Here is a 26578-nt window from a genome sequence, read left to right as displayed (position 1 = left end):
CGCCCGTCCGCGCGCCGCCGCGACCGGACGGCGTGCGGGCATCATGACCGGGCGGCGAGTACGGTGATCGACTCTTGCGCCGCCGGTCGGTGAACGGTGGGCGTCGGCGCGCGCAGCGGCAGGAGGACGAGCAGGCCGAGCGTGATCCAGACGTACGCGCTGCCGCCCAGCAGGCCCCCGGGGCCGGAGAAGTCGTACCACCACAGCCACACCACGCTGCTGCACAGGATCACGTAGGCGGCCCCGGCCGACCACAGCAGCCGCCGGCGGCGCGACGGATCCGGCTCGCGCAGCCCCGCGCCGACCACCAGCACCAGCGCGGGCACCACCCAGACCAGGTGGTGCACCCAGGTGACCGGGCTGACCAGGCACGCGGCGAGGCCGGTGAGGGCTAACCCGCCCCAGACGTCGCCGGCGCGGGCGGCCCGGCGCACCCGCCACACCCATACCGCCAGCACGGCCGCCACCGTGAGCAGCCAGAGCACCGGGTGCGGGGTGTCCGGGTCGAGGCGCGCGATCACCCCGCGCAGCGACTGGTTCGAGATGTAGAACAGGTCGCCGACGCGGCTGGTGTCGCCGAGCGTCTCGGTCCAGAACCGCCACGAGGGGCCGGGCGCGATCAGCGCGGCCAGCAGCGTCGCGGCCGCGGCGGTGGCGGTCGCGACCACGGCGGCGCGCCGCCGACCGGACAGCAGCAGGTACGCGATGAAGATCGCGGGGGTGAGCTTGATCGCGGCGGCGAGCCCGATCCCGATGCCCGCCCAGCGGCCCCGGCCGCTCGTCAGCAGCCAGGCGTCGGCGAGCACCAGCGCGACGAGCAGCAGGTTGACCTGGCCGAAGCTGACCGTGTCGCGCGCCGGTTGCAGCGCCGCCAGCAGGCACGCGGCGATCCCGAAGGTGAACAGCCGCGGCCACCGCTGCTCCCGGGCGATCGGGTCGACCAGCCAGTACAGCAGCAGCGCGCAGGCCACCGCGGTCAGCGCCACGTTGACCGCGACCACGGTGTGCCAGCCGAGCAGGGTCATCGGGACCATCGCCACGGCCGCGAACGGCGGGTACGTGAAGCCGTAGTGGGTGCCCGGCACCAGGTAGTCGTAGATGACGCCGCCCTCGTGCACCCAGTCGTTGACGGTGCCGTAGTAGACCAGCACGTCGAACCAGCCGCGGTGCCCCGGGATCAGCGCGATGAACAGGCCGACCGAGGTGGCCAGGGCGAGCACGCAGAGCAGGCGGGCGCGGGGGGTCTTCACCATGCGGCGGGTTCCGTTCCTCGGTAGGGGTGCACCGGTGCGGGGGCGATGTCACTGGTGAAGGCGATGTCACTGGTGAACAGGAAGACCACCGGCACGGCCAGCAGCGCCCCGGCCACCGCCGCGGCCAGCTCGCCCGCGGACGGGGTGAAGCCGCTCGGGAACACGGTGACGGTCAGCGCCAGGCAGGCGAGCGCGGTCCAGCGGCGCACCCGCCCGTTCGGCGGCGCGGCCGCGGCGATCGGCACCAGGCCCCACAGCAGGTACCAGGGGCGCAGCGCGGGGCCGAGCAGGGCGAGCGCGGTCAGGCTCAGCCCGAGGGCGTACACCAGCCCGAGCCGTCGACGGTGGTGCCAGGCCAGCAGCGTCGCGGCGGCCGCGGCGACCAGCCCGATCCAGCGCCACGCCGGGATCGCCGACGCGGCCAGGTCGCTGCCCGCCGCCTCCAGCAGGTTCCGGGTGATCCGGCCGACGGTGCTGCTCAGCGACCAGTTGTGCGTCGAGATCGGGGTCGTGAGCGAGCGCACCCACCCGTAGCCGGTGCCCGTCACGGCGGTCACCAGCGCGGTTGTCGCCGCGGCCAGCCCGGCGGTCAGCGCGAGCGCCCGCGGGGTGGCCGTCCGCCGGGCGGCGGCCGGGCGGCCCGGCCGCGGCTCCGCCGGTGAACCGGGCGGCGACGGCTGATTCGCCGGGCGGGAAGACCCCACCGGGGAGGCCGGTGAGCCCGCCGGGTGCCGCAGTGCGCGTTGCCAGAGCCAGACCACGACCACCAGGCCGAGCGCGGCCGGGGCCTTCACCAGGCAGGCGAGGGTGATCAGGACGGTGGCCACGGCGAACCGGCTGGCCGCGGCGGCGGTCAGCCCGGCGATGAGCAGGCCCAGCATGACGGCGTCGTTGTGCGCGCCGCTGACCAGGTGCAGCAGCACCAGCGGGTTCAGCGCGCCCAGCCACAGCGCCGCGGCCGGATCCACCCCGCAGGCCCGCGCCAGCCGGGGCAGGCAGCCGATGAGCAGCACGACTCCGGCCAGCGCCACGGCTCGCATGCCGAACACGCCCAGCGGCACGTCGGTCGAGGCGAACCCGGAGACCCCGGCGGCCAGGGACAGGAACGCCGGCCCGTACGGCGTCGGGGTGTGCTGCCAGATCGCGGGCACCTCGGCCAGCAGCGGCCCGCCCATCGCCGACGGACCCGCCGTGTAGACGTCGAGCCCGGCCGTGACCATGGCACCCTGCGCCAGGTAGCTGTACACGTCGCGGCTGAACAGCGGCGGCATCGCCACCAGCGGCAGCGCCCAGGCCGCGAGCACGAGCAGCAGGCCGCGGGGCGAGGGCGGGTCGCCGCCGCGCACCGCCCGGCCCAGCCGCCACCAGGCGGCGACCAGCAGCGCCAGGCCGAAGTAGGCGCAGACCAGTCCGGCGCTCTGATGCTGCCGGAGATCGCTCAGCCCGAGCGCGGGCGCGAGGGTGTCGCGCACCGGCAGCGCGCCCGCCGCGAGGCCGCCCCCGGCCAGCGCGGTGGAGCCGGCGAGGCCCAGCACGAAACAGCGCCGTGTCTCGTCGGGCAACCGGATGGCGGACAGCACCCAGGCAGGCTGCCAGCAGGCGGTGTACGGCAGACGACGGCTTCCCCAACCGCCCGTGGCCGCCGGGTTGCCGCTCGCGCGCGACCCCCGGTCAGCCCGCGTCGATCGTGATGTCCAGCGCCGCGGCCAGGGTGTGCGCCAGCCCGGCGAGGTCGTGCGCGCTCACCACGGCCCCCTTGAGGCTCGTCACGCTGCCGATGCCGCCCAGCTCGCACCGGGTGAACCGGGCTCCGGCGCAGTCGGCCTGCGCGAACTGCGCGCCGGACAGGTCGCAGCCGGTGAACGACGCCCCGCGCAGATCGGCGTTGGTGAAGTCGGCCCGGGCCAGGTTGCAGTCGGTGAACGCCACGTCCTTGAACGAGGTGAACCGGAACGTCGCCAGGTCCATCCGGCATTCGCGGAACGCCACGTCGCGCAGCGCACCGTCGATCCACTGCAGGCCGGTCAGCCGGGCCAGCGACACCTCGACCCGCAGCAGTCCCGACTTGGTCGCCTTGAGGTTCGCCCAGTCCGAGTTCTCCACCAGGCAGTCGGTGAACGCGGCCCGGTCCAGCACGGTGTGGGCCAGGCCGGTGCGGGTGAACCGGCACTGCTCGAACTCGGCCGAGTCGGCGGCCTGCCCGCTAAGCTCGAAATCGAGGAAGGCGAGCCGCCGGAACGTGGCCTCGTCCTCCAGGTCGTGATCCGGCGACACCGCGGTGTCCATGGCGGTCGGCGGCTTCGGCCTGGCGGGCGTCCGAGGTGCGCGACTGGCGTCTCTGCTGGTGGCTGACCGAGGTGGCACGGTACGACCCTAGCGAGTTGCGCTGATCACGCACGTGGGGATGCCGCTCGAATACGAGGATATGCTCATATTCGTACGAGGCTGAACCAAGGAAAGGCACACCATGAACAAGATCCATATCCGTCGGCTGACCACCGCCGCCGCGCTGGCCATCGGCCTGTTCGCCGGTCCGCTGGCCTCGGCCGCCGCCTCGGCCTGGGCGGACGACACCGAGGTCCTCCAGCTGGTCGCCCAGCAGACCCAGGCCGAAGTCCTCGACCACGGCAAGAAGGGGCCCAGTCTCGGCGACGAACGCACCGTGTTCGAGGACGTGTACCGCGACGGCAAGAAGATCGGCGACCACAGCGTCGTCTGCACCTATGTCAGCCTCGGCCCGGACGCGCTCCAGTGCGTGGGCACCTTCTCGCTGCCCGACGGGCAGATCACCGCCCAGGCGCTGCTGCACCTGCCGGCCGCTGCCTCGATCGACATCCCGATCACCGGCGGCAGCGGGGCTTACAGCACCGCCCAGGGCTACGTGCACACGGTCCCCGCCGGGGAGACCGAACGGCACCTGACCTTCCACATCAGCCGCTGACCGCCGTCCGCTCCGGCGATCACCGCAGCAGGTCGAGTTCGCCGCCCCAGGCGTCGAGCACGTCGCCGTGGCCGCGTTCGCGGGCGAACTTCTCCAGGTCAGGGGAGAGTCCGGCAGGGTCGTCGGCCACGCGCAGCGGCAGCGTGGCCGCGTCCCACGGCCCGCCGAGCGGGTAGGTCTCCAGCTCCCGGCGCAGGTACTTGTTGTACGGCCGGACCCGCCCAACAGGGTGAACAGGAACCAGGAGACGCTCTCCCGCGCGTTGGTCAACGCGCGTCCGCGTCCCGTGCGGCGGCGGCGAAGGTGGTGGCGAGTCCGCGGACGGCGCCCCGGGTCTCGTCGCCCACCTCGCCGGGGATGCCGGCGGCCGCGGTGATCAGTTCCAGGCCCTCGGCCCGGTGTCCGCCGAGCCACCAGTACCGGCCGGCGCCCGCCGCGAGCCGCATCGCCGCCGGTGCCTCTTCGGCCGCGAGCGCACCGCGCATCGCCGCGTTGATGTTGTCGTGTTCGGCGTCGAGGGCGGCGAGCCAGGTCACCTGCTCGGCGCGGCGCAGGTGCTGGTCCGCGGTCTCGGCGAGTTCGGTGAAGTAGGCCAGGTGCGCGTGGCGTGCCAGGTCCGCTTCCCCTGCCTCGGCCAGCCGCTGCCGGGCGTACTCCTTGATCGTGCCGAGCATCCGGTAGCGCGGTGTGCACCCGCCCTCGGTGAGCACGAGCGATTTCCCGGTCAGCGCGGTGAGCAGCTCGAACACCTGGCTCGTCGCGATCGCACCGCCGGCGCAGATCCGTTCGGCCGCCTCCAGGCTCGCCCCGCCGGAGAACACCGAGAGCCTGCGCAGGACCACTCGTTCGGCCTCGGTGAGCAGCTCCCAGCTCCAGTCGATCACCGCCCGCAGGGTCCGGTGCCGGGGGAGCGCGGTGCGGCTGCCGCCGGTCAGCAGGCGGAACCGGTCGTCGAGGCGGTTGGCGAGCTGGTCGAGGGACATGGTGCGCAGCCGGGCCGCGGCGAGCTCGATCGCCAGCGGCATCCCGTCGAGGGCCCGGCAGACGCGGGCCAGGGTCGCCGACGTGGCGGCGTCGGTCGTGAGGTCCTGGCACACCGCGCGGGCCCGGTCCCGCAGCAGCCGGACGGCCGGCGCGGACTCGATCTCGCCGGGGGTGGCGTCCGGCACGGGCAGGGCCGACGGCGCGACCGCCCACAGTGCCTCGCCGGTGATGCCGAGCGGTTCCCGGCTGGTCACCAGGATCCGCAGCCGCCGGCACTCGCCGAGCACGCGATGGGCGAAGACCGCCGCCGACTCGATCACGTGCTCGCAGTTGTCCAGGATCAGCAGCATGGCCTGCTCGCCGATCGCGGCCACGACGCGGTCCGCGGGGTCCGCGCCGGACGGCTCGCCGAGCCGGGCGTCCCGCAGGCCCAGCCCGGCGAGCGTCGCCTGCGCCACGTCACCGTCCGTGCCGACGGCGGCGAGTTCCACCAGCCAGATCCCGTCGGGCAGGTCGCCGAGCAGCGTGTGCGCCGTTTCTGTGGCGAGCCTCGTCTTGCCCGACCCGCCGGGCCCGATCAGGGTGGTGAGCCGGTGGCCTGCGACGAGTTCGCGGACCGCGACGACATCGGCGTCCCTGCCGACGAAGCTGGTCAGCTCGGCCCGCAGATTCGTCCGCCGGGTCTGCTCCGGCCGGCCGAGTTCACCGCGCAGCAGCGCGACGTGCAATGCGGACAGTTCCGGTGACGGGTCGACGCCCAGCGCGTCGGCGAGGGCGTCGCGGGTGCGCTGGTACACCAGCAGCGCCTCGGTGTCGCGTCCGGCGGCCACGAGGGACCGCATGAGCGCGGCGGCGAGGCGTTCGCGCAGCGGATGCGCAGTGGCCAGATCGGTCAGTTCGGTGACCAGCTCCGCGCCGTGGCCGAGACCGATCTCCCCGTCGCACCGGTCCTCCACGGCGGTCAGGTGCAGCCGCTCCAGCCGGGCGACCGCCGCGTCGCACGCCGTGCTGTCGGGCAGTCCGATGTCCTGCATGGCGGGGCCGCGCCACAGCGCGAGGGCTTCACGCAGCCGCCGTACGCGCTGCGCGCCCTCGTCGTCGCGGGCCCGGCTCACGAGGCGTTCGAAACGCACCGCGTCGACGGCGTCGGGGTCCAGCCGCAGCCGGTAGCCGTCGGCGTGCCCCTCGATCAGGCCCTCCGGCAGCGCCCTGCGCAACCGCGAGACCAGGCGGTACAGGGCGTTGGTCGCGTCGGCGGGCGGGTGTCCGCCCCAGATCCAGTCCAGCAGCGTCGCCTTGGGGACCACCCGACCGGGTGCGAGCGCGAGGGCGACCAGCAACCCGCGCAGCCGCGCGCCCGGCACGTCGGCGACCCTGCCGTCCGTGCGCACCTCGAACGGTCCGAGCATCCTGATGATGACGGCGACAGTGCCGCGGGAGTCCTCGGCCGGCGCCTGCCTGTCGAGCAGGCGCCTGGCTGCCGTCCGGGTGGGCGGCGCGGCGGCCCCGTGCATGATGCTCCGTAGGGTGGCCTCGTCCTGGTCGGTGTACGCGACGGACATGGTGGTGTGATCCTCTGAGTCGGTGGCGAAATCCGGGCTGTCGACGGCATGGCTCGCTCGATCAGCGCGCGTCTTCGCCGCGTGTTGCCGCGGGTCGGGTGTGTTGTCGCAGGGTGAACTCGTAGCGGCGCGTGCGCCGGAGCAGGCCGAAGCCGAGGTCCTCGCGCAGGGCGAGCAGGTGGGAGTCGTCCTCGGCGGTGACCGTCTCGATCTCCTCCAGGTGCGGGTGGACGTCGCGCAGCTGCTGGATCAGCGCGGCGTTGACCCAGCGGCCCAGCCGACGTCCGCGATGTCCGGGGAGCACGGCGGGTCCGTACTGGCGGGCGCGCGGCCGGGCGGGCGCGCCGACGACCGCCACGGCGTATGCCGCGAGGTCCCCGTCGGCGTCGGCGGCGGTGAGCACGGCGTCACCGGGCCGGCTCGGGCTGCGGAGCAGTTCCTCGACCCGGAGCTCGGCGGGCAGGTCGCCGGTCCAGTGGGTCAGGCGATAGCCGGGGTGCTCGGCGTCGACCAGCTCACCCAGCCAGGCGTGGTGGACGTTGCAGTAGGTGAGCAGGTCATGGCGCAGGGATCGGGTGTGCCGGAAGTCGTGCCACAGGCAGAACGCCTCGCCCGGCGAGTCCGCGGCCACGTGCGCGATCAGGCGTGGCTCGGCGGTCTGGGCCAGGGCCGCGGCCAGCAGCCGGGAGCCGATCCCGCGACGGCGCCACTGCGGCTCGACGTAAAGCGTCAGCTCGGCCGCGTCCGTGGTCCTGGCGGTGGCCGCGGGCAGCAGCAGGTCGTGTCCGAGCGACCGGGTCGGACGCAGACCGGCCACCCCCGCGACGAAGCCGTGGGACGCCACGGCCTGCCACCACCGCACGCCGGGATGGTCCGGCACCGCCACGATGTCGATCGAGCACTCGTTCATGGCATCCACGATCGACCGACCGCCGGGACGGAACAACGCGCAAGATCGCACCGCTGCATAAGCGCCGGTTATCGTTCGAGGCCGGACGCGGCGCCGACGGTGACCGTGGCCCGGGTCACCGTCGCGCAGTTCCACCTGGCCGTCGCCACCGCCGTAGACTGCCGAATCGCGCGGTTCAGGACGAGATCAGGCCTCGCGGTGACAGGAGGGGGGCGGCCAGGTGGAGCTGCGCGACATCGAGATCTTCCTGACGCTCGCCGAGGAGCTCCACTTCGGGCGTACGGCCGAGCGCCTGCACCTGTCCCAGGCGCGCGTCAGCCAGTCGATCAAACAGCAGGAGCGCCGGATCGGCGGCGCCCTGTTCGAGCGGACCAGCCGTAGCGTGCAGCTCACCCCGCTCGGCGCGCGGTTGCGCGACCGGCTCGACGCGGGCTACCGCGAGATCATGGCAGGCATCGACGAGGCCACCGCCACCACGCGCGGGCAGGTCGGCACCCTGACCCTCGGCACGATGGCCACCGACCACCAGCAGATCGCGGCGGTCCTCGACCTGTTCCGGCAGCGGCATCCGCAATGCGAGCTGCGCATCCGCGAGATCCTCCCCTCCGACCCGTTCACCGCGCTGCGCGCGGGCCGGGTCGACGTCGGTCTCGTGTGGCTGCCTGTCGACGAGCCAGACCTCGCGTCCGGCCCGAACCTGCACACCGAGCCGCTGGTGCTGGCCGTCGCCCCCGACCATCCGCTCGTGGGCCGGGACCAGGTCGAGATGGAGGACCTCGGCGATTTCCCGGTCGTGTGGCCGGACGGGCCGATTCCCGACTACATGTGGGAGGCGCACACCCCGTCGGTCACACCGGCCGGGCGGCCCATCCGGCGCGGCCTCGGCGTGGCCACCCTGGAGGAGGCCCTCACCGCGATCAGCGCCGGCACCGTCGTGTCCCCGATCGGCTCGCACGCGGCCGCCACCCGGGTGCGCCGCGACGTCACCTTCCTGCCCATCACCGACGGACCTGTCCTGCAGTACTCACTGGTGTGGCGCGCGGCCGCGGAAACGGCGCTGGTCCGCGCTTTCGTCCAGGCCGCCGCCGACGCGTAGCCGGTCAGCGGGCGACGGCGGCCGGGTCGAGCGCGGTGTGCACGTCGAGGAAGCCGCGTACGGCGGCGTCCCAGCCGAAGTGTTCGGCGCGGGCGCGGGCCGCGTCGCGGCGGCGGCGTTCGTCGCGGTCGAGCAGCCGCAGCACCCCGTCGGCGAAGTCCTCGCCCGCGACCGCGACGCCCGCGTCGCCGACCACGGCGGGCAGGGCGCTGGACGCGCTCACCACGGCGGGGGTGCCGCAGGCCAGGGCCTCCAGGGCGGCCAGCCCGAACGTCTCCATCGGACCTGGGGCCAGCACCAGATCCGCGCCGGCCAGCAGGGCAGCCAGCTCCTGACGGTCGCTGATCCAGCCGGTGAACGTCACGGGAAGCCCCGCGGCGGCGGCCTGCAGCCGGGTCCGCAGCGGCCCGTCGCCCGCGATCACAAGCCGGGCGGCCACCCCGCGGTCGAGCAGGGTGCGCAGCGTGGCCAGGGCGCGTTCGGGCCGCTTCTCCGGGGAAAGCCGTACGCAGCTGACGAGCAGCAGCTCACCGCCGGGCACGTGCGCGCCGCGCACGAGCGGGTCGCGGCGGTCGGGGTGGAACAGGTCGAGATCGACGCCGAGCGGCACCTGCGTGACGTTGTGCGCCCCGACGCCGGTGAATTCCCCGGCGGCCCAGGCGGTCGTGCAGACGATCCGGTCGTACGCGGCGGCGCTGGCGCGGTTGAGCCCGGCGGCGATGCGGGCGCGCATCCCGGCGGGCAGCTTCACGACGCCGAGCAGGCCGTCGACGCTCTCGTGCGACACCATCACCGACGGCACGCCGTGGCGGCGTGCCCACGCGCCGGTCCAGCGCAATGTGGTGCGGTCGGACACCTCGATCCGGTCCGGGGCCAGCTCCGCCAGCAGGTCCGCCAGCGGCCCGCGGCGCACCAGCAGCCGGTAACCGCCGCCCAGCCCCGGCGCGACCGGGCCGGGCAGCGTGATCACGCGGCCCTGCTCGGTCTGCTCGTCGGTGTGCGCCGGGCCGGGGACGACCAGCACCGGTTCGTGCCCGGCCGCGGCGTACCCCCGGCCCAGCTCGCGCAGCGCGGTGCGCAGGCCGCCGGAGCTGGGCGTGACGAAGTTGGCGAGCCGGACGATGCGCAGCCCGGTCACGGGACGCGCACCGGCACGGCGACGGGCGCGGGCAGGCGGCCGGGGGCGCGCACCGCGGCGGCGGCGTAGTGGCCGATCAGCTCGTCGCCCAGGGCCGACCAGGTCCGGGTGGACACGGCCGCGCGCGCCGCCTGCCCGTAGGCCCGGCGCACCGCGGGGTCGGCGAGCGCGTCGACCGCGGCCGCGAAAGCGGCGCCGTCGTCCGGGGTGACCAGCAGGCCGTCCACGCCGTGGTGGACCAGGTCGAGCGGGCCGCCGATCGCCGGGGCGACCACCGGCACGCCGCTGGCCTGGGCCTCCTGCACGGTCTGGCAGAACGTCTCGTGCGGTCCGGTGTGGACGAACACGTCGAGGCTGGCATACAGCCGGGCCAGGTCGGTGCCGCGCCGGGTGCCCAGGAAGTCTGCCTGCGGCACGGCGCGGCGCACCGCGTCCCGGGTCGGGCCGTCGCCGACCACGACCACGCGCACGCCGGGTCGTGCGGCGGTCTGCGCGAGCAGGTCCACCCGCTTCTCCCGGGCCAGCCGGCCGACGTAGCCGACGATCAGCTCGCCGCCCGGCGCGAGTTCGGCCCGCAGCGCCTCGTCGCGGCGCGACGGGTGGAACAGTTCGGTGTCGACGCCGCGGCCCCACCGGCCGACGTTGGGCACGCCGTGCGCGACGAGTTCCGCGGCGGTCGTCGACGACGGGGCCAGGGTCGCCTCGGCGCGGCCGTGCACGTGGCGGATCCACCGCCAGGCCAGCGCCTCACCGGTGGCGACCTTGTAGGCGCGGGCGTAGCCGGGCACGTCGGTCTGGTAGATCGCGACGACGGGGACGCCGAGCTCGGCGGCGGCCTTCGCGCCCCACGCGCCGAGCACGAACGGGCTGGCCAGGTGCACCACGTCCGCCCGGTGCCCGGCGAGCGCCTCGCGGATGCGGCGGGTCGGCCAGGCCAGCCGCACGTTGCCGTAGCCGGGCATCGGCAGCGAGCCCAGCCGGACCACGGGGTACGGCTTGTCGGTGATGGCCCGGCTCGCCCGCGGCGACGGCTTCGGTGAGATGACCAGTGGCTGGTGACCGCGCGCCAGCAGATGGTCTGCGACGCGCGCGACGGAGTTCGCGACGCCGTTGACGTCCGGTGAGAACGACTCGGTGATGATCGCCACGCGCATGGCCGCCACGCTAGGTTCGCCGCCGGGAGCCGAGACGAAGAGCGGGCGTCGCCCCGGCGAAGCGCAGGGGAACTGTTGCCTGCTCCGGGCCGGTGCCCGGCCACCCCGTCACGGGTTGCGCCGATACTGGGCCGCCGAGCCCTTCGTCGCCGGGTCCCACCGGGGCTGCCGGACGTGTGATGTACGGCGACCGTTCACCGCGTCCACACCCGAGCGCCCGCCCGGACCCGGCACCATGGCGGCGATGTCCGAGTATGTCGACCTCTACTGCGAGCGGCTCGCGCCCGGCCTGTTCGGCGAGCCGCTGAATCTGTTCAGCAACCTGGCCTTCCTCGTCGCGTCAGGACTGCTGCTGTGGCTGCTGGCGGGACAGGTCCGGCCCGTGCCGTTCAGTGTCTGGCTGCTGCCGGTGCTGCTCGGTGTCGTCGGCCTGGCCAGCGCGTCGTTCCACGCCTTCGCCACGCGGGCCACCAGCGGCGCCGACTCCGCCGCGATCGCGGTGTTCATTCTGGTCGCGGTGGTGAGCCTGGTGCACTGGATGTGGGGCGTGCGCTGGCGGTGGGCCTGGCTCGCCGCGCCCGTTTACCTGGTGCTGTCCGTCGGGATCGGCGCGCTGGCGCAGTGGCTCGGCGGGGAACGGGCCACGCTGGGCGGCTACCTGCCCGCGCTGGTCGGGTTGGCGCTGTTCGGGCTGGCGGTGCGGCTCACCACGCCGGCCAGCGTGGCCGGGTTCGGCAACCTGCTGCTGGCGGCCACGGGCGTGTTCGCCGCGTCACTGACACTGCGCACCGCCGACCTGCCGCTGTGCGCGACCGCGCCGGTCGGCACGCACTTCGTCTGGCACGTGCTCAACGCCGTGGTGCTGTTCCTGGTCGGCTACGCGGTGCTGCGCCGCTGGCAGCGCACGCCGCCGCGCTGAGCCGCCGAGGGCAGGCCCTGCCGCGCTGAGCGGAGCCCGCGTGGGCGCGACCGCCTAGGATCGGGCCATGCTGGCTGAACTGCAGTGCGTGGTGCTGGACTGTCGTGACCCGAAACGGCTCGCCGAGTTCTACCGGTCGCTGCTCGGCGGTGTGGTCAACCAGCCGGACCGGCGCTGGTCGCTCGGCGACGACTGGTCGACGCTGCACGCTGCGAACGGCCTGGTGCTCGCGTTCCAGCGGGTCGCCGAATACCAGGCGCCGCAGTGGCCGGACCCCAGCAGGCCGCAGCAGTTCCACCTCGATTTCGGCGTGCCGGACCTGGACACCGCCGAGGAGGAGGCGCTGGCCTGCGGCGCGACCGTGCTCGACGCGGGCTCGCCGGGCCAGAGCTGGCGGGTGTACGCCGACCCGGCCGGTCATCCGTTCTGCCTCGTGCGGCACTGATCCGCGTCAGCGGCTGACCGCGGCGGCCAGTTCGCGCAGCAGATCGCCCAGGCGGCGGGCGTCGGCGGGGTCCAGCCGGGCCAGTGCTTCGCGCTGCACCGCCAGCCCGGCCGCGACGGCCTCGTCGATCAGCTCGCGGCCGGCCGGAGTGAGCTGTGCGCGCAGGGAGCGCCGGTCACCCGGATCGGGCGTACGCGTGATGAGCCCCGCCTTCGCCAACTTGTCCAGCCGCCCGGTCATGCCGCCGGTCGTGAGCATCAGGGTGTCGGACAGTTGCTTGGGGGAGAGGTTGAACGGCTCCCCGGCCCGGCGCAGCGTGGCCAGCACGTCGAACTCGCCGCGGCCGATGCCGAGGCGCTGGTAGGCACGCTCCACCCGGTCGCCGATCGCCGCGGCGACGCGGTAGACCCGCCCGAAGACCTCCATCGGCAGCAGATCGTCGAGGTCGGGGCGCTGGTCACGCCACTGGTCGATGATCGCGTCGACGGCGTCCTCGGTCATGCCGAACATGCTAGCTTGACGGCAACTAGCTTAGTGGTAAGTTACTTGTAAGCTAGTTGTCGAGAGGGGCAGCCATGACCTACATCGCCGACGCGGGCGCGGTCAGCGCCGAGTACCACCCGTCCGCCGCCGCGGAGCAGTCGGTCATGGGCTCCGGCTCGACCGCCCGGTTCGTCGCGCCGGGCAGCGTCACCCAGGGCCGGTTCGGCCTCTACGAGTGGCACATGCCGGCCGGGGCGGGCGGGGCCGACGCGCACTTCCACCGCACCTTCTCCGAGTCCTTCTACGTCATGACCGGCACGGTGCGGCTCTTCGACGGGGCGCGCTGGGTCGACGCCCCGGCAGGCGACTTCCTGCACGTGCCCGAGGGCGGCATGCACGGCTTCCGCAACGACAGCGGCGCGGCCGCCTCGATGCTCATCCTGTTCGCACCCGGCATCACCCGGGAGACCTACTTCCGCGAGCTCGCCGACATCGCCGCCACCGGCCGGCAGCTGTCGGAGGAGGAGTGGACCGACCTGTTCGCCCGCCACGACCAGTACCGCGCCTGAGGAGGCCCGATGACGACATACGCCGACATGGTGCCGACAGGTCAGTAGTCCTCGTCGTCGTCGTACGGCGCGAAGTCCTCGGCCGCGGTCAGGTCGATGGTGTCGTCGGCCGAGGCCACGAACTCCTCGAGCTCGTCGTCGTCGATCAGGAACGGGTTGTCCGCCTGCTGTGGTTCGCTCACGGTGCGGCCTGCACTTTCACGGTCAGTGAACAGTGGTGACAGCTCGATTAGAGCGCTGCGGTCAGGCCCACGCGAGTTGACACTCCGTGCGTGGCCGCCGGGTCCGCGGCTCAGCCCGCGTTCACGTCCGCGTCGGCGCGGTTGAGCTCGGTGACGTGCGTGATGAGCATGTCGTCGGCCTGGCGGGCCAGCTCCTTCACGCGCGGGTCGAAGCCGAAGTTGAGCTCGGTGCGGGCCGACTGCAGGCTCTCGCCCTGCGTCTCGATCTCCCGCGTGATCCACATCTGATCGAAGGAGGATCCGGTCGGCATCGCGGCCAGCTCCTTCAGCACGTCCTGCCGTTCCGGGGAGGACACCTTCGGCAGGGCCACCTTGACCTGGTCGGCGACCGCCACCACCGCCGCGTCGAACTTCGTGTGGTCCTCGGCGATCAGCTGCCCGAGCCGCCGTACCTCGTCGGAGGTGCCCTTCTGCGCGGCCAGGTTGCCGGCCGCGATCTCGTAGAGGTTGGCCTGGTGGATGCCGATCAGGAAGGAGGCGTCCTGCGGTGACGGCACCGCGGCGGCCGGCGCGGCCGCGCCAAGCGCGATCACCACCGTGGCGAGCACGACGAACAGCCCTCTGCTCCGGTTCATGACGAAGCCTCCATCCCCCGGACCGCGCGGCGCAGCCTGTTGCCGCGGGTGGCGCACGGCCGCCTGCGCCCAGGTCAGTACCCACGAACGCGATTGTCGACACCTGCCCGGCCGATCGGGCGATCGCAGGGTGATCTTCCGGCATTAGAATGCCCCGCGGGCGGGGCCGTAGCGCAGAAGTCGTCGCGCTCGACTAACAAGCGAGAGGACGCCGGTGCGAATCCGGCCGGTCCCGCTCCCGACATCAGCACGCGGGGAGGACGCCGGGCATGGGGCAGGTGTGGGACGGCCTGCGCGGTCCGTTGCTGCTGCACCATCATCTGGCCCCGTCAGCGGTCGCCGAGTGCACCCGGCTGCGGGAGGCCGGCGACTGGGCGGGCGCCTGCCGCGCGGCCGGGCTGACCCCCGCCGTCGACCTGATCCAGGTCGAGGTCGCCTACGGTGCGCCGGCCGCGCGCCGGATCGCGGCCGCGCTGGCCCAGCTCGCGCCGGACCTGCTGCGCACTTACCTGCGCACCGACTTCCACCGCTGGCCCTCCTGGCCCCGGTATGTCGTGCTGACCGAGCTCGCCGCGACCCCGGCCGGATTCGAGATCGCGCCGGTGCGGTTGCCTGACGGGCCGGTGCTCGTGCTCACCCCGCCGGAGTCGCCGCAGGAGCGGCGCGGCGTGCACCTGGCCGTCACCACCCCGGACCGCCTGCAGCGCTACTGGCGGGCGCTGCCGAACTGGTGCTGGCGCGCGGACGCGGTCACGGACCGCGCCGAGGCGTACGCGAGCGGGCAGCCGCAGGCCGAGAGCGACCTGGGCGTCCTGCGCTCGGGCGCGGTGACCGTCCACGACCTGCACCCGCTCGTCTTCGCGGCGCTGCGTCCCGGTGCGGTCCAGGCATCCGCCGAGCCGGGCTGGGAGTTCCCCGCGGTCCGGGTGCGCTGCGCGGGGGTGTGGCACGAGATGCAGGTGCGGGCGGGCGGCCTGGCGGCGCTGGCGCACACCGACGCGGAGATCGACCGGGAGCTGGCGCTCGGGGCGCTGGGTGGTCCCGTGCAGGGCTGTGCGGCGGCGCTGCGCGGCTGGCGGACCGGATACGGCCGCCTGCCCAAGGGGCTGCGCCGCCAGCGCGACCGGCTGTTCGGACTGGCGCGGGCGGGCCGCACCGACCTGGTGCTGTCGATGCTGGACGCCGGATTCGACCCGGCCGTGGTCGGCCCCGGCGGGGTGACCCTGCTGCACCTGCTGGCCGAGCTCGACCACCGGCGGCTGCTGCCCCGGCTGCTGGCCGCCGGGCTGCCCCTGAACGGCCGGGACAAGGAGGGCGCGACGCCGCTGCACCACGCGGAGCGCGCGCTGGCCGACGACGTGGTGGCGGCCCTGCATGAGGCGGGCGCCGATCCGGGCCTGACCGACCAGGCCGGGCGGCTGCCGGCGGCGCTGCGCCCGAAGCCGCGGTACGAGCTGGTGGCGGAGGTGCGCGCGACACCGTTGCCGTCGTTCTTCCGCAGGCTGCGCGTGCTGTACCGGGCCCGCCGTGACGCGGCGTGGCCGTCCGGTGCCGGCGAGCGAACGTGAACACGGGCATCGAGGCGCGGCTGCTGGAAGGACCGGAGTCGGCGCATCCGATGGCATCGGTGGTTCGACGGCGCCGACACGAGATCTTGTCGTCATCGGACGCGGTCTGTATAACGTTATAGAGCGAGGTCAATCACATTGCGGCGAGTGACACCCGCGTTGACGTGACGGTCCCGGCAGTGGTGACAATGAGCGGTGAGTGGAGGAAACCCGCCGATGGCGGTCAGTCTCAAGGACATCGCCAAGCGGGCCGGCGTGTCGCAGGCGACGGTGTCCAATGTCGTCAACGGCTACCGGCCCGTCGGCGAGGCCACCCGCGCCCGGGTGCAGCAGGCGATCGACGAGCTGGGCTACACGCCCAACCTCAGCGCCCGGCACCTGCGGCGGGGCCGCACCGGCATCATCGCGCTGGCCATCCCCGAGCTGAACAACCCGTACTTCGCGGAGCTGGCCGACGCGGCGATCCGGGCCGCGACCGAACGCGGGTACATCCTGCTGCTCGACTACACCGACGGTGATCGGGACAAGGAGCTGCTGGTCGCCGACGGGTTCCGGGCCCAGATCATCGACGGGCTGATCCTGTCCGCGGTGCACCTCACCCGCGACGACATCGCCAGCCGCACCAGCGAGACCCCGATGGTGCTGGTCGGCGAGGCGATCTACCACGCGCCGTACGACCACGTGGTCATTGACAACCTCGCCGCCAGCCGCGAGGCCATGCGGCACCTCATCGCGCTCGGCCGGCGGCGGATCGCGTTCATCGGCGCGCACATCGAGGCCGACCGGGCACCCTCGCTGCTGCGGCTGCGCGGCTACACCGAGGCCCTGGCAGCCGCCGGGCTGCCGTTCGACCCCGACCTCACCGTCACGACCAGCGGCTTCGGCCGGGGCGACGGCGCGGCGGGCATGCGGGCGCTGCTGACGCTGGCGCAGCCCCCGGACGCGGTGTTCGCGTTCAACGACCTGATCGCGCTGGGGGCGATCCGGGCCCTGCACGACCACGGGCTGCGGGTGCCCGACGACGTGTCCGTGATCGGGATCGACGACGTGGAGGAGGGCCGGTTCAGCATCCCGACCCTCACCACGATCTCGCCGGACAAGGAGATGATCGGACGGCTCGCGGTGGAGAAGCTCCTCGACCGCATCGAGGGCCGCCCGGCCGGCCCGCCGGCCGCGTTCCAGCCCCCGTTCCGGCTGGTCATCCGGGAGTCGGCACCGTCAACCGGGCCGCGTCAGGCGTCCTCGTCCTCCTCGTCGTCGTAGTCGGCGTAGTCGTCGTCGAGTTCCCACGGCTGCAGGCTGTGCTCGGCGATCAGCGCGTCGGCGGCGACCGGGTCGCCCTGGGCCCGTAGCGACACGGCGATGACGGCGTGCAGCTGGCGGGTGTCCGACTCGTCCGCGCCGTCGAGGCCGCGGCGGGCGTGCTGGGCGGCTTCGGCGGGCCGGTCCCGGCGCAGCAGTCGCCAGCCCGTGAACACCGCGGCCTCGCCACGTACCACGCCGTCGCGGCATTGCTCGGCCAGCTCGGCGCGGGCGAGGGCCTCGTCGTCGCGGTCCTCGCTGTCGTACCACCAGGCCACGACCAGGTGCATGCGCCCGCGGGCGCTGTCCCACACCGCCGGGTCGGCGTCGGCGGGCGGCTCCGCGGCGAGCGTGTCGGCCCTGGCCAGCACCTGCTCGGCGGGCGCCCACACGGCGTGCCGGGCACTGGCCATCGCGTCGGTCAGCGAGCGCAGCTCGGCCAGGCGGTCATCGGCCGCGAGGTGCTGGTCGGCGGCCAGCAGGCTGCGCCCGGCCCGATCGGCGCCCCAGAACAGCCGCGCCGACTCGTCCAGCAACTGCCCTCGACGGGCCGCGGTCAGTGACGGCTCGGCCAGCAGCAGGTCCAGCACGGCGACCGCCTGGTCGCCCTGTCCGCCGTCGCGGTAGAGCTGCCAGAGCAGTTCCCGCGCCCGGAACAGCGGCTCGGCCAGGCCCGCCCGCTCCAGCGCGAGCACCGCCTCCTCGGCCGCCCCGAACCGGGTCTCCCGGTCGCTGTGGCCGCGTAGCAGGACCGCCGCGTCGAGCCGGGCGAGCGCCGCGGCCGCCGGGTCACCGGCCGCGGTGTGCGCGGCGATCCGCTCCTGCACCTGCGCGATCCGGTTGCGCGTGCGCCGGCCGGCGGTGTCCAGCACGCTCAGCGGGAGGCTGTCCACCAGCGGCGGCGCGGTCATCCGCTGCCGGGCCAGCTCGCTCTGGAACGTGGTCCCGTTGCGCGCGTCGAACCGGGCCGAAAGGTCCTCGACCAGGGCGGTCAGCTCCGTCCGCAGGGCGTCGACCGTGGTCACCGCGCGGCGCCCGTCCGGGTTCGTGCGGCCCTGCACCGGGGAGCCGCCGTGGCCGTCGTCGGCCAGCCGGGTCAGCACCAGCACCGCCGGGGCGGCGAACGCCAGCACGTCGTGCGGGCTCGGGGTGCCGTCCAGCCAGGGCAGGTGCCGCTCCAGGAGCTCCAGGCCGCGGGCCTGGTTGCCGCTGCGGGCCAGGAACGTCAGGTGGGTGCCCAGGGCGGGCAGGTGCAGCCGGTCGGTGCGCATCACCCGGTATGCCGCCCGGTGCAGCTCGGCGGCCTTGCGGTGCCCGCCGGTGTGCAGGTGGGCCAGCATCAGGTTGGTGCGGATGCGTTCGGGCTGGGTGCGGCACCAGCTGTCCGCGAACGGCTTGGCGACCTCGATCGCGTCGGCGTGCCGGTCCAGCGTCATCAGATACCAGGCCTGCGCCGACGGGACGCAGACCGCGCAGTTGGCCAGGCTGTCCCGCTTGGCGGTCACCATGTCGTGATAGGACGCCGCCGCCTGGTCCAGGTCGCCGGTGTGCAGCGCGATCTGCCAGCGGGCCTGGTGCACGGCGTGCAGGCTGTGCCCGCCGCGCAGGTACCGGGCCCGCATGTCGTCCAGCACCGCGTACGTGCGGTCCAGCGGCACGTCGGGGAACTCCGGCAGCGCGTTCACGATCCACTTGAACTGCCAGAGGATCGAGTGCTCCGTGTGCGACCCGCCGATCTCCGGATCACGGTCGTAGGCGGCCAGCGACAGCGAGAACGCCAGGAACGCGCGCCGGTCGTCGCCGCCGAACACGAACTTCTCGATGGACTCGTGCCGGAACTCGAACGTCAGCTTCGCCTCACCGGCCGCGTCGGCGGCCCGGATCGCGCCGTCCAGGGCGAGGTGCTGGGCCGGGCCCTCCGGCATCGCCCGCGCCGCCGCGAACGCCTCGCGCAGCTGCTGCTCGGACATCATCATGCGGCTCCTCCGTGCATGGCGCGGCCGAGCAGGCCGAGGAACGACTGGTTGAGCGCGGCGGTGTCGACCGGTCGCAGCGGCTGGCGGCCCAGCAGCAGCGCCTGCACGTAGAGGCCCTCCATGACCAGCACCGTCAGGTCCGGGTCGGTGACCGTGCCGGCCTGGCGGATCAGCGGGTTGCGGTGGTTGAGCACCAACTGCGGCCGGTCGGTGCGCCCGGCGGTGAACGAGCCCAGGATCGAGGCCCACACGTCGTCGACGTCCTCCTGGCCGCGCTGCATGTCCACGTGCAGTGCGGTGTCGCCGTCGAGCAGGTACAGCGCGGGCAGGCCGGCCGGGTCGAAGGCGCGGATCAGCACCTCCACGCCGAACCGGTCCAGCGCCCGCTGCGCCCCGACGAGGAACGGACGCAGCCGCAGCTCCTCGTCCGGAGCGAGTTCCTCCAGCCGGGTCGACAGGTCGCTGGCGGACAGCGCCTCGGTGGTGATCTTGTCGTCGAGGGTGGGCAGGCGCGACAGCAGCTCGGCGTCGTACACGTACCCGCCGTTGACGACGGCCAGACCCTGTGCCGAGGCCACTGCGGCGATCTGCCGGAACTCGTCCAGCGACGGCACGAACCGCACCACGCCGTACGTGTCGCGGAACTGGGCCAGCGTCATCGGTCCGACCGTGGTCTCGAACGGCCACCACTGCTCGACCAGGCGCAGCATGTCGTCGTCGTGCACCGCCAGCGCCTTCACCCCGAGGTGGTGGATGCGCAGGAAATGCTGCAGCTTCGCCTCGTCCACCGTGCCGAGCCGGGTCATCCAGCCGCGCAGCTGGTCGCCCAGCGACTCGCGCACCTGGGCCAGCAGCGCGTCGTCGTACAGCGCCTCGCGGCTGGCGGTCGGGCGCAGCTCGGTGGTGTCGATGACGCAGCGCACGAAGAACGCCCACTCCGGCAGCAGGCCCTCCACGCCCTCGCTGAGCAGCATCTGCTTGAGGTAGACCCGGTGCGCCACCCGGGTGGCCGGGTTCGACGGCATGGGCAGCACGAACGCCACCCCGCGTAGTCCCGCCTCGGCCACGTGCAGGTCGATCACGTCGAACGGGGTGAACCCGAAGGCGTCCTCGGCGTACGACAGCAGCCGGGCCCGCCGGGCCACCCGCGCCTCGCCGTCGCCGGTCTCCCACGGGGCGAGCCCGGTGGTGACCGGCTCGCCGTCGACGCGCACCCCGATCGGCAGCATCGACCCGTACAGCCCGGCCAGCTCGCGCACGGTCTGCGGCAGCAGCCACTCCTGCGCGCCGTGGCGCGGCCGCAGCGTCACCACGGTCCCCGGCTCGGCGAGCGCGTCCGCGCCGTCGAGCACCCGCACCTGGTAACTGCCGTCGGAGGAGCCCAGCCACTCCACCGTGGGCTGGTCGCCGCACCGGGTGCGGACCTGGATCGTGTCGGCGACCAGGAAGCACGACAGCAGGCCGATGCCGAACTGGCCCAGGAACTCGTGCCGGGCGAAGCCCAGATCGTCGCGCTTGGAGCTGCGGCCGATGGTGGCCAGCAGCTCGTGCACCTGCGGCTCGGTCAGGCCGATGCCGTTGTCGGTGATGGTCAGCGGCTGCCCCGGCTCCGGCGGCGTGCTGATCTCGATCGAGCCGGCGTGCTCGGGCCGGGTCGTCCGCACCGCGGTGATCGCGTCGACGGCGTTCTGCATCAGCTCCCGGACGTAGACCCGCGGGCTGGCGTAGAGATGGTGGCTCAGCAGGTCGACGATGCCGCGCAGGTCGACATGGAAGGTGTACGACACGTGGTCCTCCGTGGTGGGGTGTGCGCGGTCGCCGACCCTACCGTCCGTGACCGACGTTCGCGGAGCGGTTTTCAGCTCGGGAGCACCTCGCCGGGCGGGTTTTCAGGCGTCGGCCTGCGCCAGAAGGCGTGCTCCGGTGACCAGTTCGGCGGTGTCGGCGGCCGCGGCGAAGGACAGCCGCAGGAACGCGCCCGGCGGCTCGGCGGCGAAGAACTTGCGGCCGGGGTTGACGGCGACCCCGAGCTCCCGCGCGGCCAGCGCGAGCCGCTGCTCGCTGCTCCCGGACGGCAGCGCGGCCCACAGGTGCAGCCCGCCCTCCGGGAGCGTCACGGTCCATTCCGGGCACTCGCGGCCGAGGGCGTCGGCCAGCACCCGGCAGCGGTCCCGCAGCGCGGCAGCCAGGCCGCGTAGGTGGCGGTCCCAGGCCGGGGAGGTGAGCAGGTCGACCGCGGCCTCCTGCAGGGGCCGGGCGATGAACGCGTCGTCGACCAGCCGTACCGCGCGGATGCGGGCCATCACCGGGCCACGCGCGACGATCGCCCCGATGCGCAGGCTGGGCGCGGCGGGTTTGGTCAACGAGGTCACCTGCACGACGGTGCCGTCGCGGTCGTCGGCGGCCAGTGGCGCGGGCACGGCACGGCCGTGCGTGAGGAACCGGCTGAAGTCGTCCTCGATCACGAACGCCCCGGCGGCGCGGGCGATGTCGACGAACTCGCGGCGGCGCTGCGGCGGCAGCACCGCGCCGGTCGGGTTGTGGAAGTTGGGCTGGCAGTAGAGCACCCGCGCGCCGGTCATCGCGAACGCGTCGGAGAGCAGGCCGGGCCGCAGCCCGTCGCCGTCCACGGGCACCGGGACGGGCCGCAGCCCGGCCGCGCGGGCCGCGGCGACGACACCGGGATAGGTCGGCGACTCGACCAGGATGGGGCTGCCCGGCGCGGCGACCGCCCGCAGCGCCATCGACAGCGCGCTCTGTCCACCCGCGGTGACCAGGACGTCGTCCGCGGTGACGGTGCCGCCGGCGCTGGTCGCGAACAGGCTGCGCAGCGTGCCGAGCCCGGCGGCCGGGGCGCGGTCCCACGCGCCGGGGCGGCGCCCGGCGCGGCCGAGCGCCGCGCTCAGCGCCGCGGTGGGGCGCAGCGAGGCGTGCGGGTAACCGCCGTCGAAGCGGATCGTGCCCTCGGGCGGCGGGCCGAGGTCGTCGATGACGGACCGGGTGTCCACGGTCCGATCGGTGAGCGCGACCGTCTGCCAGCCGGTGTCGGCGCGGGCGGTGGGCTGCCGCGGCCGGGGCGCGACGTAGGTGCCGCTGCCGGGCCGGGTCACCACGGCGCCCTCGGCGGCGAGAAGCGCTATCGCGCGGGCGACGGTCGCCGGGCTGATCCGGTGCTGTTCCACGAGATCTCGGCTGCTCGGCATCCGTTCTCCCGGTGCCATGGTGGACAGCAGTGCCCGCAGTGTCGCGATCAGACCGTCGTAAGTGCTACTCTCCGACATGAATCAGCATGATAGCGCTACTGCGCCGACCCGAGCACCGCTACCGCTCGACGTCACCGCGCTGCGGGCCGACACCCCCGGCTGCGAGCACGTGGTCCACCTCAACAACGCCGGCTGCGGGCTGACGCCCCGGTCAGTGCTGTCCGCCGTGGTGGAGCATTTGGAGCTCGAGGCGCGGATCGGCGGCTACGAGGCCGCGGCGGCCCGCGCCGACGCGGTCACCGGCTTCTACACCCAGACCGCGGCGCTGATCAACGCCAAGCCGGGTGAGATCGCGTTCGCGGGCAGCGCCACCCACGCCTACTCCACCGCGCTGTCGGCGATCCCGTTCGGGCCCGGCGACGTCATCCTCACCACCCGCGACGACTTCGTGTCCAACCAGCTCGCGTTCCTGTCGCTGGGCAAGCGGTTCGGGGTGCGCCTGGTGCATGCGCCGGACCTGCCCGGCGGCGGAGTGGACGTCGCGGCGATGGCCGCGCTGATGCGCGCGCACCGCCCGCGCCTGGTCGCGGTCACCCACATCCCCACCAACTCCGGCCTGGTGCAGCCCGTCGCGGAGATCGGCAGGCACTGTCGCGAGCTGGACCTGCTGTATCTCGTCGACGCCTGCCAGTCGGTGGGCCAGCTGCCCGTCGACGTCGCCGAGATCGGCTGCGACCTGCTCACCGCGACCTGCCGCAAGTTCCTGCGCGGGCCGCGCGGCTCCGGTTTCCTCTACGTCGCCGACCGGGTGCTGCGCGCCGGATACGAGCCGCTGTTCATCGACATGCACGGTGCGCGCTGGACCGGCCCGGACAGTTACCGCCCGGTCGACACCGCGGCCCGGTTCGAGGACTGGGAGTTCCCGTACGCCACCCTGCTGGGCTGCGCCGAGGCCGCCCGCTACGCGCTGGCGGTGGGCGTCGACGCGGTCGCCTCGCGCACTCCGGCGCTGGCCGCCCACCTGCGGGACAAGCTCCAGGAGCAGCCGGGCGTACGCGTGCTCGACCGCGGCCCGCAGCTCGGCGCGCTGGTCACGTTCGCCGTGCAGGGGTGGCAGCCGCAGGAGTTCAAGGCCGCCCTCGACGCCCGCCGGATCAACTCGGCGCTCAGCTTCCGCGAGTTCGCCCAGCTCGACTTCGGTGACAAGGGCGTCGACTGGTGCCTGCGGCTGTCCCCGCACTACTACAACACCGAGGAGGAGGTGGACCTCGCCGCCGCCGCGGTCGCCGAGATCCTGGACCGGTGAACGCGGCGGCGGCGAGGACTACGAGAGGGTGGAGTCTGCCGCCCAGTCGGCGACCGGCGGCGGCTCGCGGTCGGCGTAGCAGGCGGTGACCCGGCAGCCGAGCGTGGTGTGCAGGCCGGGGTGGTAGCGGGCGATGATCTCCTGGCGTGCGGCCAGGCCCTCGACCGTGCGGCCGACGGCGAAGAGGCGGCCCTGCAGGGCGTGCAGCGCCCAGATCAGCAGGTCGGTGGCGTGATGGTCGTGGACGGGATCGATCTGTCGAGCATTCGCGACCGCCTCCTCCGCCAGCCGCAGTGCGGCCGCCGGTGAGTCCGTGACGCGCTCCAGGCGCAGCAGCGCGCTTACCAGCCGGCTGCGGTAGCCGGGAGTGCGGGCCGCCAGCGCGCGGCAGGCCCATACCTCGGTCACCAGGTCCGGTCCGGCGGACGAGAGGAGAACGTTCCGCGCGATGAGCTCAAGCTCGATCAACATGCCTCCGTGGCTCTGTGGACAGAACGCGACGCCCACCGCGGGGCGGCGGGCGTCGCGTGTCCGATCTCGAGGGGCGCCACCTCGAGAACGGGCACGAGCGGGAAGCTTAGGCAGCTCAGTTCGGGGGTCGCGACGGTCGAACGGCCGAGTGAAGATCGCGCGGAACCGCCTTATGCTGATGGCGGCACAACCTCCGGCGTGGTCAGACCGGGGGCCGCCGGGTGACGGTGGAGGTCTTCTTCAGCTGGAAGTCGTCGCAACCCGAGTCGGCGACCTCGCCGCGGATGCTCTGCCCGGCCCGGGGTGAGAACGAGGCTTCGAGCCCGACCATGATGTAGTCGCCCGGCCGCTTCACCCAGTGGCCCGGCTGCAGCGTAAAGCCGCTCGCCGTGTAGGTCCCCTCCAGCACGAACGATCCGCGTGGCACGTCCGGGTTGCTGCTCACCGGGGAGAACTCGAACAGGGCCTCCACCTCGTGGTCGTCGACCACGAACACGGTGAGCTTCAGCCCGGTCAGGCCCTGCCGGCAGCGGTAGGTGCCCTCCCAGGTGCCGGACAGGAAGGCCCGCGCCGCCGTGAGGTCGTCCGAGGTGGCGGCGGGGCTGGGCGAGGGCGCGGCCGAGGCGTACGCCGATCGCGTGGGCGCGACCACGAGATCCCCGTCGGACGGTTCGTCGATCTGCTGGATCAGATACCACGCGCCGCCGGCGAGCAGGGCGAGCGCGACCAGGGCCGCGACCCCGGCGAGCACCCAGGTGAGCGGCTGTGACGAGCCGGCGGCGGGCTTCGCCGCGGGTGGCGACCACGGTGGCAGCGGTTCACCCGGCGGCGGGTACGGGCCGGGGGCCAGCGGCAGGGTGCCGGTCATCGCGAAGGTGGGCGGAGCGAGGTCGTTGAGCAGCGCTTCGAGCCAGGTCGCGAGACTGTTCGGGCGGTCGGCGGGCGGGGCGGACAGCGCGTTGAGGATCCGGTGCTGGAAGGCGGGGAACGCGGCGCACAGCGGGTGGGCGCGCAGCTGGTCGACGAGCTGGCGCAGATCGGGGCCCTGGCCGGCGGCGCGGACCGGCGGCGGCGCGCCCAGCGCGGCGTGCGCGACGGTCGCGGCGAAGGCGAAGCGGTCCGCGGCGGGACTGGTCACCGCACCGGGCAGGAACAGCTCCGGGGCGGCGTACGGGGCGCTGCGGGCGGCCACGAGGGAGCCGTCGACGGTCCACAGCTGGCCCAGGTCGGCGGGGCTGGACGAGCCGTCGGGGCGGACCACGACGGTGGCCGGCTTGACGTCGCCGTGGGCCACCGGCACACCCGTGCGGCGTCCCGAGTGCAGTTCGTCGAGGACCGCGGCGGTCCCGGCCAGCGCCCGCAGCCGGTGCGACAGCCCTTCGTACGGGTTGAGCGCCAGCCAGTCGAGATAGGACTGGTCGCCGAACCGGTTGTCGTACACGGCCATCCCCCTGTCGCGGCGTGAGCCCGACGACAATATAGACGGCCGTGTCACCTGGGGCGGCGGACAGGTGCGCGCGGACGTACCGCGTCAGATCAGGCCCGACAGGGCACGCACCTGGGTGGTGACCGACTTGGCGATGTTCACCCCGTGTGACATCGCCAGGCCGATGGGGTATCGGGTCAGCACGGCCATGGTCCAGTCGTCGCCGAGCGCCATGCAGTTGACGTTCCAGACGCCGAGCTCGCCGCGCTGCACCCAGCCGTTTTTGATGGCGATGGCAGGCTGCTCCGCGGCGGGGAAGACGCGGCGGATGCCGAAGTCACCCTCGCCGCGCACCGCGCGCATCTCGTCGATGAGGTAGCCGGTCCACTTCGGGCCGGCCGCGGTGCCCGTGCCGATGGCGTGGGCGATGCGGCAGGTGTCGCGGGCGGACAGCAGGGTCTTGCTCCAGTCCGGCCCGGCCTGGGAGTCGGTCAGTTTGCAGATGGAGATCAGGCGGGTGATCGTGGTGCGCCCGCCGAGCTCGTTCCAGAGCGCCGAGGCCACGGCGTTGTCGCTGTCGCGGATCATCTTGCGGACGTCGGCCAGCTGCGCCGCGTTCGGGGTCCGGCCGTCCTCGGCGGCGCGGCGCAGGTAGTCGGCGGCCAGCCAGGCTTTGATCATCGAGGCGGTCATGTTCGTCTCGTGCATGTTCTTCGAGCCGACGATCTCACCCGTGGTGCGGTCCATCAGCGCCCAGTTGTACCAGCCGCTGGTGGTCACCTTGACCAGGTCGCCGGCGTTGGCCGCGCTCAGCGTGCCGGCCCGCTCCACGCCCGGCGGGCCGGGTTGGGCGGGCACGGTGCCCGGCGTGGCGCCGCCCGGCGTGGGCGGGTCGTGCCAGACCGCGGCCGCGCCGGGGTCCGCACTGCCGCGGCCGGCGAGCCAGAGGCCGCCCGTGGCCAGCGCGGTCACGCCCACGCCGCCGGCCAGCAGGGCACGTCGACGGGTGTGCTCGGTCATGAGGGGGTCTCCGGGGGGTGCGGAGCGGTGGCCGT

The 26578-nt window shown here is 73.8% G+C and carries 24 protein-coding genes and 1 tRNA gene; 9 read left to right on the top strand and 16 right to left on the bottom strand.

Annotated elements, in window-relative coordinates:
* Positions 1-41: 41 nt before the first annotated feature.
* The 3 genes from HAV39_RS24895 to HAV39_RS24885 form a co-directional block, all read right to left on the bottom strand.
* Entirely contained in the window at positions 42-1253 is a 1212-nt protein-coding gene (locus HAV39_RS24895) for a glycosyltransferase 87 family protein (protein ID WP_239120682.1), read from the bottom strand.
* Positions 1247-2833, bottom strand: a complete 1587-nt coding sequence (gene mptB, locus HAV39_RS24890) for a polyprenol phosphomannose-dependent alpha 1,6 mannosyltransferase MptB (protein ID WP_203736331.1) — start codon at positions 2831-2833, stop codon at positions 1247-1249. Before mptB ends, HAV39_RS24895 begins: the two co-directional genes overlap by 7 nt.
* Positions 2834-2924: 91 nt before the next feature.
* Entirely contained in the window at positions 2925-3539 is a 615-nt protein-coding gene (locus HAV39_RS24885) for a pentapeptide repeat-containing protein (protein ID WP_191841568.1), read from the bottom strand.
* A gap of 181 nt (positions 3540-3720) precedes the next feature.
* Here HAV39_RS24885 and HAV39_RS24880 point away from each other — a divergent pair, with 181 nt between their 5' ends.
* Positions 3721-4194: an allene oxide cyclase barrel-like domain-containing protein gene (locus tag HAV39_RS24880; RefSeq protein ID WP_191841567.1), complete on the top strand. Its 474-nt coding sequence runs from the start codon at positions 3721-3723 to the stop codon at positions 4192-4194.
* 266 nt (positions 4195-4460) lie between these two features.
* Here the strand turns inward: HAV39_RS24880 and HAV39_RS24875 are convergent, their stop codons facing one another.
* Both HAV39_RS24875 and HAV39_RS24870 read right to left on the bottom strand, forming a co-directional pair.
* On the bottom strand, positions 4461-6587 hold the full coding sequence (locus tag HAV39_RS24875) for a BTAD domain-containing putative transcriptional regulator (RefSeq protein ID WP_191841661.1): 2127 nt from the start codon (positions 6585-6587) through the stop codon (positions 4461-4463).
* 214 nt (positions 6588-6801) lie between these two features.
* Positions 6802-7650, bottom strand: a complete 849-nt coding sequence (locus tag HAV39_RS24870) for a GNAT family N-acetyltransferase (protein WP_191841566.1) — start codon at positions 7648-7650, stop codon at positions 6802-6804.
* 220 nt (positions 7651-7870) lie between these two features.
* Between HAV39_RS24870 and HAV39_RS24865 the strand changes: the two genes are divergently transcribed.
* Positions 7871-8746 carry a LysR family transcriptional regulator gene (locus HAV39_RS24865; RefSeq protein ID WP_191841565.1) on the top strand — a complete coding sequence of 292 codons (876 nt, stop codon included), beginning with the start codon at positions 7871-7873 and terminating at the stop codon, positions 8744-8746.
* Positions 8747-8750: 4 nt separating this feature from the next.
* Here HAV39_RS24865 and HAV39_RS24860 read toward each other — a convergent pair whose 3' ends face one another.
* The gene (locus HAV39_RS24860) at positions 8751-9884 is read right to left on the bottom strand and encodes a glycosyltransferase (protein WP_483398702.1); all 1134 of its coding nucleotides are present in this window, start codon (positions 9882-9884) and stop codon (positions 8751-8753) included.
* Positions 9881-11038, bottom strand: a complete 1158-nt coding sequence (locus tag HAV39_RS24855) for a glycosyltransferase family 4 protein (RefSeq protein ID WP_203736332.1) — start codon at positions 11036-11038, stop codon at positions 9881-9883. Before HAV39_RS24855 ends, HAV39_RS24860 begins: the two co-directional genes overlap by 4 nt.
* 244 nt (positions 11039-11282) lie before the next feature.
* Here HAV39_RS24855 and HAV39_RS24850 point away from each other — a divergent pair, with 244 nt between their 5' ends.
* On the top strand, positions 11283-11957 hold the full coding sequence (locus HAV39_RS24850; protein WP_191841563.1) for a hypothetical protein: 675 nt from the start codon (positions 11283-11285) through the stop codon (positions 11955-11957).
* A gap of 67 nt (positions 11958-12024) precedes the next feature.
* The gene (locus tag HAV39_RS24845) at positions 12025-12402 is read left to right on the top strand and encodes a VOC family protein (RefSeq protein WP_191841562.1); all 378 of its coding nucleotides are present in this window, start codon (positions 12025-12027) and stop codon (positions 12400-12402) included.
* A 6-nt stretch (positions 12403-12408) separates the two neighbouring features.
* On the opposite strand, the gene HAV39_RS24840 is transcribed toward HAV39_RS24845, so the two are convergent.
* On the bottom strand, positions 12409-12903 hold the full coding sequence (locus tag HAV39_RS24840; RefSeq protein ID WP_203736333.1) for a MarR family winged helix-turn-helix transcriptional regulator: 495 nt from the start codon (positions 12901-12903) through the stop codon (positions 12409-12411).
* A gap of 74 nt (positions 12904-12977) precedes the next feature.
* On the opposite strand from HAV39_RS24840, the gene HAV39_RS24835 reads away from it, so the two are divergent.
* Complete coding sequence (locus HAV39_RS24835) at positions 12978-13454, top strand: cupin domain-containing protein (RefSeq protein ID WP_191841560.1); 477 nt, start codon at positions 12978-12980, stop codon at positions 13452-13454.
* Positions 13455-13495: 41 nt separating this feature from the next.
* Here the strand turns inward: HAV39_RS24835 and HAV39_RS24830 are convergent, their stop codons facing one another.
* Positions 13496-13636 carry a hypothetical protein gene (locus tag HAV39_RS24830; RefSeq protein WP_170212946.1) on the bottom strand — a complete coding sequence of 47 codons (141 nt, stop codon included), beginning with the start codon at positions 13634-13636 and terminating at the stop codon, positions 13496-13498.
* A 110-nt stretch (positions 13637-13746) separates the two neighbouring features.
* Positions 13747-14271 carry a DUF4142 domain-containing protein gene (locus HAV39_RS24825; protein ID WP_191841559.1) on the bottom strand — a complete coding sequence of 175 codons (525 nt, stop codon included), beginning with the start codon at positions 14269-14271 and terminating at the stop codon, positions 13747-13749.
* 162 nt (positions 14272-14433) lie between these two features.
* Between HAV39_RS24825 and HAV39_RS24820 the strand changes: the two genes are divergently transcribed.
* The 3 genes from HAV39_RS24820 to HAV39_RS24810 all read left to right on the top strand — a co-directional run bounded on the left by HAV39_RS24820 (position 14434) and on the right by HAV39_RS24810 (position 17102).
* A tRNA-Val gene (locus tag HAV39_RS24820) sits at positions 14434-14506 on the top strand.
* Between the two features lie 34 nt (positions 14507-14540).
* Positions 14541-15839, top strand: a complete 1299-nt coding sequence (locus HAV39_RS24815; protein ID WP_191841558.1) for an ankyrin repeat domain-containing protein — start codon at positions 14541-14543, stop codon at positions 15837-15839.
* A gap of 216 nt (positions 15840-16055) precedes the next feature.
* Entirely contained in the window at positions 16056-17102 is a 1047-nt protein-coding gene (locus HAV39_RS24810) for a LacI family DNA-binding transcriptional regulator (RefSeq protein WP_191841557.1), read from the top strand.
* On the opposite strand, the gene HAV39_RS24805 is transcribed toward HAV39_RS24810, so the two are convergent.
* From HAV39_RS24805 to HAV39_RS24795, 3 genes are all read right to left on the bottom strand, one after another.
* The gene (locus tag HAV39_RS24805) at positions 17072-19117 is read right to left on the bottom strand and encodes a hypothetical protein (RefSeq protein ID WP_191841556.1); all 2046 of its coding nucleotides are present in this window, start codon (positions 19115-19117) and stop codon (positions 17072-17074) included. The two genes, HAV39_RS24810 and HAV39_RS24805, sit on opposite strands and share 31 nt — an antisense overlap.
* Complete coding sequence (locus HAV39_RS24800) at positions 19114-20904, bottom strand: HSP90 family protein (protein WP_191841555.1); 1791 nt, start codon at positions 20902-20904, stop codon at positions 19114-19116. The genes HAV39_RS24805 and HAV39_RS24800 overlap by 4 nt, the downstream gene beginning before the upstream one ends.
* A gap of 102 nt (positions 20905-21006) precedes the next feature.
* Positions 21007-22398, bottom strand: coding sequence for an aminotransferase-like domain-containing protein (locus HAV39_RS24795; protein ID WP_191841554.1), 1392 nt, complete (start codon positions 22396-22398; stop codon positions 21007-21009).
* On the opposite strand from HAV39_RS24795, the gene HAV39_RS24790 reads away from it, so the two are divergent.
* A complete protein-coding gene (locus HAV39_RS24790; protein ID WP_191841553.1) occupies positions 22397-23626 on the top strand; it encodes an aminotransferase class V-fold PLP-dependent enzyme in 1230 nt (409 codons plus the stop codon). The genes HAV39_RS24795 and HAV39_RS24790 overlap by 2 nt on opposite strands.
* 18 nt (positions 23627-23644) lie before the next feature.
* Here the strand turns inward: HAV39_RS24790 and HAV39_RS24785 are convergent, their stop codons facing one another.
* The 3 genes from HAV39_RS24785 to HAV39_RS24775 all read right to left on the bottom strand — a co-directional run bounded on the left by HAV39_RS24785 (position 23645) and on the right by HAV39_RS24775 (position 26543).
* On the bottom strand, positions 23645-24097 hold the full coding sequence (locus HAV39_RS24785) for a hypothetical protein (RefSeq protein ID WP_191841552.1): 453 nt from the start codon (positions 24095-24097) through the stop codon (positions 23645-23647).
* A gap of 202 nt (positions 24098-24299) precedes the next feature.
* Positions 24300-25538: a serine/threonine-protein kinase gene (locus HAV39_RS24780; RefSeq protein ID WP_191841551.1), complete on the bottom strand. Its 1239-nt coding sequence runs from the start codon at positions 25536-25538 to the stop codon at positions 24300-24302.
* Between the two features lie 90 nt (positions 25539-25628).
* The gene (locus tag HAV39_RS24775) at positions 25629-26543 is read right to left on the bottom strand and encodes a serine hydrolase (RefSeq protein ID WP_191841550.1); all 915 of its coding nucleotides are present in this window, start codon (positions 26541-26543) and stop codon (positions 25629-25631) included.
* Between the last annotated feature and the right edge of the window lie 35 nt (positions 26544-26578).

Origin of the sequence: Catellatospora chokoriensis (assembly GCF_011297315.1) — a bacterium.
Taxonomy (GTDB): domain Bacteria; phylum Actinomycetota; class Actinomycetes; order Mycobacteriales; family Micromonosporaceae; genus Catellatospora; species Catellatospora citrea.
Note: the sequence above shows the minus strand (reverse complement) of the source record. Positions and strands in the feature narration are given on the sequence as shown.

Bases quoted from the DNA above. Each gene is read 5' to 3' on its own strand.
- HAV39_RS24895 (WP_239120682.1), bottom strand. From the start codon at position 1,253: ATGGTGAAGACCCCCCGCGCCCGCCTGCTCTGCGTGCTCGCCCTGGCC.
- HAV39_RS24885 (WP_191841568.1), bottom strand. From the start codon at position 3,539: ATGGACACCGCGGTGTCGCCGGATCACGACCTGGAGGACGAGGCCACG.
- HAV39_RS24880 (WP_191841567.1), top strand. From the start codon at position 3,721: ATGAACAAGATCCATATCCGTCGGCTGACCACCGCCGCCGCGCTGGCC.
- HAV39_RS24875 (WP_191841661.1), bottom strand. From the start codon at position 6,587: ATGCTCGGACCGTTCGAGGTGCGCACGGACGGCAGGGTCGCCGACGTG.
- HAV39_RS24870 (WP_191841566.1), bottom strand. From the start codon at position 7,650: ATGAACGAGTGCTCGATCGACATCGTGGCGGTGCCGGACCATCCCGGC.
- HAV39_RS24855 (WP_203736332.1), bottom strand. From the start codon at position 11,038: ATGCGCGTGGCGATCATCACCGAGTCGTTCTCACCGGACGTCAACGGC.
- HAV39_RS24850 (WP_191841563.1), top strand. From the start codon at position 11,283: ATGTCCGAGTATGTCGACCTCTACTGCGAGCGGCTCGCGCCCGGCCTG.
- HAV39_RS24845 (WP_191841562.1), top strand. From the start codon at position 12,025: ATGCTGGCTGAACTGCAGTGCGTGGTGCTGGACTGTCGTGACCCGAAA.
- HAV39_RS24840 (WP_203736333.1), bottom strand. From the start codon at position 12,903: ATGACCGAGGACGCCGTCGACGCGATCATCGACCAGTGGCGTGACCAG.
- HAV39_RS24835 (WP_191841560.1), top strand. From the start codon at position 12,978: ATGACCTACATCGCCGACGCGGGCGCGGTCAGCGCCGAGTACCACCCG.
- HAV39_RS24825 (WP_191841559.1), bottom strand. From the start codon at position 14,271: ATGAACCGGAGCAGAGGGCTGTTCGTCGTGCTCGCCACGGTGGTGATC.
- HAV39_RS24815 (WP_191841558.1), top strand. From the start codon at position 14,541: ATGGGGCAGGTGTGGGACGGCCTGCGCGGTCCGTTGCTGCTGCACCAT.
- HAV39_RS24810 (WP_191841557.1), top strand. From the start codon at position 16,056: ATGGCGGTCAGTCTCAAGGACATCGCCAAGCGGGCCGGCGTGTCGCAG.
- HAV39_RS24805 (WP_191841556.1), bottom strand. From the start codon at position 19,117: ATGATGATGTCCGAGCAGCAGCTGCGCGAGGCGTTCGCGGCGGCGCGG.
- HAV39_RS24790 (WP_191841553.1), top strand. From the start codon at position 22,397: ATGAATCAGCATGATAGCGCTACTGCGCCGACCCGAGCACCGCTACCG.
- HAV39_RS24795 (WP_191841554.1), bottom strand. From the start codon at position 22,398: ATGTCGGAGAGTAGCACTTACGACGGTCTGATCGCGACACTGCGGGCA.
- HAV39_RS24785 (WP_191841552.1), bottom strand. From the start codon at position 24,097: ATGTTGATCGAGCTTGAGCTCATCGCGCGGAACGTTCTCCTCTCGTCC.
- HAV39_RS24775 (WP_191841550.1), bottom strand. From the start codon at position 26,543: ATGACCGAGCACACCCGTCGACGTGCCCTGCTGGCCGGCGGCGTGGGC.